Source organism: Aeromicrobium sp. Root495 (genome assembly GCF_001426755.1).
In the GTDB taxonomy this organism is placed as follows: Bacteria; Actinomycetota; Actinomycetes; order Propionibacteriales; family Nocardioidaceae; genus Aeromicrobium.
This window is the reverse complement of record NZ_LMFJ01000001.1, coordinates 349,077-355,513: the sequence shown is the minus strand read 5'-3', so window position 1 is coordinate 355,513 and position 6,437 is coordinate 349,077. Positions and strand designations below refer to the sequence as shown.

The following is a 6,437-nucleotide window of genomic DNA, read 5'->3' as shown; positions in this document are numbered from 1 at the left end:
TGGTTCCATGACCGCTCAACCGATCGACTCCCACCCCTTGGTGGCTGGTGTCTCGGTGCTGCATGCGGGTCTGGACCGGATGGCGTTGGATGCGTGGTCGGGTCTGGAGCCGGGTGAGGTGCGGCGGTTGTCCGGTGAGATGGCGAGGGTCGAAGCCCGGTTGGCGGCCCACAGGATGGCTGCGGCTCGTGCCCTGGAGGCTGCCGGTACAGCCCGACAGTCGGGGGCGACCTCCACCGGAAACCTGCTGGCACGCGACTTCGGAGGCGACGAGGCGGCCGGGCACCGGTTGGTCAAGACGGCGGCCAAGCTGGCCAAGACCACCCACACCCAGGACGCCCTGTCTCGGGGTGAGGTGACGTTCGAGCAGTCCTCCGTCATCGCCAACGGCCTGGACAAGCTGCCCGCCGACGTGACGGACGTCCAGAAGGATCTCGCCGAACGGACGCTGCTCAAGGACGCCGAGCGGCTCACGATCCGAGACCTGCGACGCCGCATCGACCGACTGATGGACGTCTACGCGGCCAAGCCCGACGTCGACGCCCACGAGAACAACCTCCTGGTCGACCGTGAGCGGCACGCCCGCCAGAACGCGTCGTTCGTGATGTGGGACAAGAAGAACGGCATGCACGGATACCGCGGCGAGGTCCCCGAAGCCGAGGCCGTCATGCTCCGCACCGCACTCGAAGCCCTCGTCGCACCCTCACGAGCCCACCTCTCCGACCCCGATGCCACGCTCGGACCCGTGCCCGAGGACGCCGGCCCGCCCACCGCATGGGCCGCGCCTTCACCGACCTCTGCTCCCACCTCCCCGTCGAAGAGCTGCCCTCCAACGGCGGAGTCGGAGCCCAGGTCGTCGTCACCCTCGAGCACCAGACCCTCCTCGACGGCATCGCACCAGCCACGCTCTCGGACGGAACCCGCATCTCAGCCGGACAAGCCCGCAAGCTCGCCTGCCGGGTGGGCATCATCCCCATGGTCCTGGACGGGACGTCCCTGCCCACGGAGTACGGACAGTCCAAGCGCTACTTCACGAAGTATCAGCGCATCGCCCTGGCCAACCGCGACGGCGGATGCTCCTTCCCCACCTGCGACAGGCCACCCGAGTGGACCGAGGCCCACCACCTCACGCCCTACTCCGTCGGAGGGAAGACCAACCTGCAGGACGGAACCCTCCTCTGCACCAGACACCACCACCACGTCCACGACACGGACTGGGAACACCGCATCGCACCCGACGGACACGTCGAGTGGAGACCCCCCGGCCACACCATCTGGCAGCGCAACCCCCGCAACGGGTCCGTTGCTACCTGACCGCGTGCTTCGCGGCCGGGTGGGCGGCCCGTGGCCGCAGCACGAGGTAGCCGAACGCTGCGGCCAGCACGTACATCACGATCGAGTAGACGGCGGCCGGGATGGCCACCTCAGAGCTGTCGAGCACGCTCAGGGCGATCGTCAGGGCGACGGTCGTGTTGTGGATCCCGATCTCCATGGAGCACGAGACGGCCTGGCGCTCGTCGACGCGGAGCAGACGCGCGCCCACGTAGCCGACGGTGAGGCTGATGAGGCAGAACAGGGCCATGAGAAGGCCCACCTGCTGGGTGTAGTCGACGATGTTCTCGCGCTCACCCAGGATGGCGCCCACCGAGACCGCCACGAGGACCACGATCGAGAAGATCCGCACCGGGCGGTCGGCCCGGTCGGCCACGCCCTCCGAGCGACGGCGCACCACCATGCCCACAGCCACGGGGACCAGCACGATGGCCACGACCTGCAGCACCTTGCCCAGCTGCAGGCCCAGGTCACCGTCACCGTCGAAGTGGCTGATGGCGAAGTTCGTGATGAGCGGGATCGTCACGACCGCGATCACCGAGTTGATCGCAGTGAGCGTCACGTTGAGCGCCACGTCCCCGTGGAACAGGTGGCTGAAGAGGTTGGCCGTGGTCCCGCCCGGGGAAGCCGCGAGGAGCATGACACCGACGGCGAGCAGCGGGTCCACGTCGAACGCCTTCACGAGACCGAAGGCCACGACGGGCAGCACCAGCACCTGCAGCACGAGAGCGCCCACCACGGCCCGCGGGCTGCGGGCCACGGCCCGGAAGTCGGCCACGGTGAGCGTGAGGCCCAGGCCGAACATGATGATCGCCAGCGCGATGGGCAGCCCGATGGTGATGACCGGTGAGGAGTCCATGCCGCAGCGTAGGAGTGGCGTGGGTCACACGGTTGCGTGCCTCAACCGAGCCGTCAGATCACGCCGTGCCGCGGGGGGACCTGGCCGTGCAGGGCCCAGCGCCCCAGGTGCTGGACCTTGTAGCGGACCGGGTCGTGCGTCGTGTGCGTGCGGGCGTTGCGCCAGTGCCGGTGCAGGCCGAGGGACTCGTCGGTCGAGGCGGCGCCGGCCACCTCGAAGAGCGTGCTCGTCACCTCGAGCGCGGCCCGGTCAGCCAGCACCTTGGCTGCGGCCACGGCGAGCGACGCCTCGGCGTGGAGCCCGGGGTCCCGCAGCGCGTAGGCACGGTCCACCGCCTCGGCGCCCACCGAGAGGGCCGACTCGGCGGCCCGCACCGTCACCTCGAGCTCGCCGAACCGCTGGACGAGGAGTGGGTCGTCACCGGCACTCGCCACCCCGGACTCGAACCACGGCCGGGTCCGCGTGCGGACGAACGTGGCGGCGTCGGCCAGCGCGCCACGGGCCAGACCCGCGTCGATCGCCGCGTGGAGGGCCTGGGCGTACGGGCCGTAGGCGTAGGGACCGGTCAGGGCCTCGGCCCGTGGAGCGACGAGCTCCGGGTCCACCAGCACCTCCTCGAGCAGAACGGTCCCGCTCCCGGTGGTCCGCTGACCGAACCCGGCCCAGTCGTCCTCGATCGTCACGCCCGGCGTGTCGGCCGGCAGGAAGGCGACGTGGTCGACCCCTTCGAGGTCGCGGGCCAGCACCGCCAACCACGAGGCGAACAGGCTGCCGGTCGCGTAGAACTTGCGGCCGTCCACCACCGGCCCGTCGGCCGAGTCCCGGATGGTGGTGCGGATGTCGGTGATGTCCCTGCCGCCGCGCTCCGACTGGGCGTTGGCCACCCGCGCACCGGCCAGCACGTCGTCCAGCACCCGCCGCCGGAGCTCCGGGGAGCCGGCGATCTCCACCAGACGCAGGTACACGAAGTGGCTCTGCGGGACCTGCGCGATGCTCGGGTCGGCGGTGGCGAGCAGCCGCGTGAGCTCGATGGCCTCCACCGCTCCCCCGCCGGGCCCGCCGTGCTCGGCCGGCACCGTGACGGCGAAGGCTCCGAGGTCGGACAGGGCACGCAGCTCCGCGTGCGGAAGGAGCCGGTCGCGGTCGCGCTCGTGCGCCCCCGCCGCCAGGTCGGGCAGCAGACGGCGCACGGCGTCGAGCACCGCCGACGCTCCTTCGGGGGCCAGGTCCGTCATGGGCGATCTCCTCGGGGTCGGGGCACCGGCACCACGGTGGCGTCTCGCGGGGGTCGGCATCGACCGGTCTCACGCACCGGACCGATCCCGGGCGGCCTGTCGAGTTTGTCGCCTCCTCACCTCGGGTACCTCCGGGTCCACTGCACCAACCACCCCGAGGGAGCGCACATGAAGGAGAACGAGTCCGGCGGACTGGTCGACAAGGCACGCGACGTGGCGAGCGAGGTGGCCCACGAGGTGAAGAACGCCGTCAAGGACGCCGCCCCCGTCATCCCCGGGACCCCGGGCAGCGGCACCCCCACGGTGGAGGAGCCCACCGAGCCGCACGGCCCGCTCCCGCCCAAGGCCGACCAGCACGGACCCGTCCCGCACTCGCCCACGGGCGCACCGTCGAAGGACGGCGATCTGGCCGCCGCCCAGCAGGGCGAGCGGCTCACCACCGCCACCGGCACGCCGCTGCGCGACACCGACCACTCGCTCAAGGCCGGCCCCCGCGGTCCCGTCCTGCTGCAGGACCACCACCTGCGCGAGAAGATCATGCACTTCGACCACGAGCGGATCCCCGAGCGCGTGGTGCACGCCCGTGGCGCTGCCGCGCACGGCGTGTTCCAGTCCAACGGTGCCGCCGCTCGCCTCACGCAGGCCGCGTTCCTGGCCGAGGGCGCCACCACCCAGGTCTTCACCCGCTTCTCCACCGTCCTGGGCTCGCGCGGCTCGGCCGACACGGTGCGCGACACCCGCGGCTTCGCGGTGAAGTTCTACACGACCGAGGGCAACTTCGACCTCGTCGGCAACAACATCCCGGTCTTCTTCATCCAGGACGCCATCAAGTTCCCCGACGTCATCCATGCCGGCAAGCCGCATCCCGACCGGGAGATCCCGCAGGCGCAGAGCGCCCATGACACCTTCTGGGACTTCGTGTCGCTGCACACCGAGGGTCAGCACCACGCCATCTGGAACATGTCCGACCGCGGCATCCCTCGCTCGTACCGGATGATGGAGGGGTTCGGCGTCCACACCTTCCGCCTCGTGAACGCCGAGGGCGAGACCACCCTCGTGAAGTTCCACTGGAAGCCGCGGCTCGGCGTCCACTCCCTCACGTGGGAGGAGGCGCAGATCGCGGCCGGCGTCGACCCCGACTTCCACCGTCGCGACCTCGCCGACGCCATCGAGGCGGGCGCGCACCCGGAGTGGGACCTGGGCATCCAGGTCTTCCCCGACACGCCGGAGCAGCTGTTCGAGGGGATCGACCTCCTCGACTCCACCAAGATCGTCCCGGAGGAGGTCGCCCCGGTGCAGGTCATCGGCACCATGACGCTCAACGCCAACCCGGGCAACTACTTCGCCGAGACGGAGCAGGTGGCCTACCACGTGGGTCACCTCGTCCCCGGCATCGATGCCACCGACGACCCGCTCCTCCAGGGTCGACTGTTCTCCTACCTCGACACCCAGCTGACGCGTCTGGGCGGCCCCAACTTCGACCAGATCCCCATCAACCGTCCGCACGCGCCGGTCAACGACATGCTCCGCGACGGGTTCCACCAGGACGCGGTCCACAGCGGGGTCGCGCCCTACCGTCCCAACTCGCTCGACGGCGGGTGCCCCTTCCTCGCCGGGGAGGACGTGAGCGGCTTCATCGACGTGCCGCAGCCGGTGCAGGCAGCCAGCAAGGTGCGCGAGTCCCCCACCACCTACGACGACCACTTCAGCCAGGCCCGGCTCTTCTACCTGAGCCTCACCCCGGTGGAGCAGGCTCACGTCGCGCAGGCCTACACGTTCGAGCTCGGCAAGTGCTACGAGCAGGCCGTCAAGGAACGTCAGCTGCTCGCGCTGGCCAACATCGACACCGGGCTGTGCGCCACCGTCGCCACCGGCCTCGGCCTGCCCGCGCCGGAGCCCACCATCGCCCTCACGGAGCCCACGCCCAGCCCTGCGCTGTCGCAGCTCGGCCAGACCTGGCCGACCGACGGTCGCCTCGTCGGGATCGTCGTGCCGGACGGGACCACCGACCTCGCTGCGGTGCGGTCGGCCCGCGACGCGATCTTCGCCGCCGACATGGTCCCGCTCGTCGTGGCCTCGCACGGCGGCGTGCTCGCCGACGACGCCGGCGAGCCGGTCACGGTCCAGCGCACGTTCTTGACGCTGCGCTCCATCGAGCTCGACGCCATACTGCTCGCGGGAGCACCGCCGGCGGGACCCGACGCCGAGCCGGGCCTGGATGCCAAGTCCGGCGAGCCGACGGCCGCCGGGCTCGACCCGCGCGTCTCGCTCCTGCTGGCCGAGGCCTACCGCCACGGCAAGGCCCTCGGTGGATGGGGCGACGCCGTGGCAGCGCTCGAGGCCGCCGGTCTTCCGGCCGGGGCCCTCGGCGTGCAGGTCGCGGACGACGCGTCCGAGGTCGTCGAGGCCGTGGTGGGCCTGCTGGGCGAGCACCGGGTCTGGGACCGCATCGCCTGAGCCACCCCGACGGGTCGACCCACGTCCGGGACCAGGCGGTTTGCCCGGACGACCTCCGGGTACGCCTGGTCCCGGACGACCACCCGAGCAGAGGAGAGACCATGAGCGAGCCCGCACCCGAGCCGGACACCGGACCCAGCGCACCGGTCGACCCCGTGCAAGAGGGCGCACCCGCCACCGGCCCGGAGGCGCCCGTGCCGCCCACGGGACCGACGAAGGACGAGGGCGGCTCCGATGGCTGACGGCCACGTCCCTCCGAAGGGCGTCCAGGAGGTCGGCCGGCGTGCCGTCCGCTGGATCGAGGAGGGCAAGGCCGGCCGGAACTTCACCGATGTCGGAAGGCACCGCGCCCACCAGCTGGCCGACGGGGACGCGGTGAGCGACGCGGAGGTCAAGAAGATGAAGGCCTACTTCGCGCGCCACACCGTCGACAAGGACGCCGACGGCTTCAAGCGCGGCAGCAAGGGCTTCCCCTCGCCCGGCCGGGTGGCGTGGGACGCCTGGGGCGGCGACGCCGGCGCGCGCTGGGTCGGCCGTCTCGACGTGGACTGACC

General features: G+C 71.4%; 6 protein-coding genes and 1 pseudogene. 5 read left to right on the top strand and 2 right to left on the bottom strand.

From position 1 onward, the window contains the following. Positions 1-7: 7 nt before the first annotated feature. A pseudogene (locus ASD11_RS18890) lies at positions 8-664 on the top strand (DUF222 domain-containing protein); the annotation flags it as partial. A 110-nt stretch (positions 665-774) separates the two neighbouring features. Beyond that, positions 775-1,314 carry an HNH endonuclease signature motif containing protein gene (locus tag ASD11_RS01980; protein WP_056282592.1) on the top strand — a complete coding sequence of 180 codons (540 nt, stop codon included), beginning with the start codon at positions 775-777 and terminating at the stop codon, positions 1,312-1,314. On the opposite strand, the gene ASD11_RS01975 is transcribed toward ASD11_RS01980, so the two are convergent. Further along, positions 1,307-2,191, bottom strand: a complete 885-nt coding sequence (locus ASD11_RS01975; RefSeq protein ID WP_056282590.1) for a bile acid:sodium symporter family protein — start codon at positions 2,189-2,191, stop codon at positions 1,307-1,309. The two genes, ASD11_RS01980 and ASD11_RS01975, sit on opposite strands and share 8 nt — an antisense overlap. Before the next feature lie 53 nt (positions 2,192-2,244). Further along, complete coding sequence (locus ASD11_RS01970) at positions 2,245-3,426, bottom strand: SfnB family sulfur acquisition oxidoreductase (protein ID WP_056282586.1); 1,182 nt, start codon at positions 3,424-3,426, stop codon at positions 2,245-2,247. Between the two features lie 168 nt (positions 3,427-3,594). On the opposite strand from ASD11_RS01970, the gene ASD11_RS01965 reads away from it, so the two are divergent. The 3 genes from ASD11_RS01965 (at position 3,595) to ASD11_RS01960 (ending at position 6,435) form a co-directional block, all read left to right on the top strand. Continuing rightward, complete coding sequence (locus tag ASD11_RS01965; RefSeq protein ID WP_082554101.1) at positions 3,595-5,883, top strand: catalase; 2,289 nt, start codon at positions 3,595-3,597, stop codon at positions 5,881-5,883. A gap of 101 nt (positions 5,884-5,984) precedes the next feature. Continuing rightward, positions 5,985-6,125 carry a hypothetical protein gene (locus ASD11_RS17975; RefSeq protein WP_156464545.1) on the top strand — a complete coding sequence of 47 codons (141 nt, stop codon included), beginning with the start codon at positions 5,985-5,987 and terminating at the stop codon, positions 6,123-6,125. After that, complete coding sequence (locus ASD11_RS01960) at positions 6,118-6,435, top strand: hypothetical protein (protein WP_056282583.1); 318 nt, start codon at positions 6,118-6,120, stop codon at positions 6,433-6,435. Before ASD11_RS17975 ends, ASD11_RS01960 begins: the two co-directional genes overlap by 8 nt. Positions 6,436-6,437: the final 2 nt, after the last annotated feature.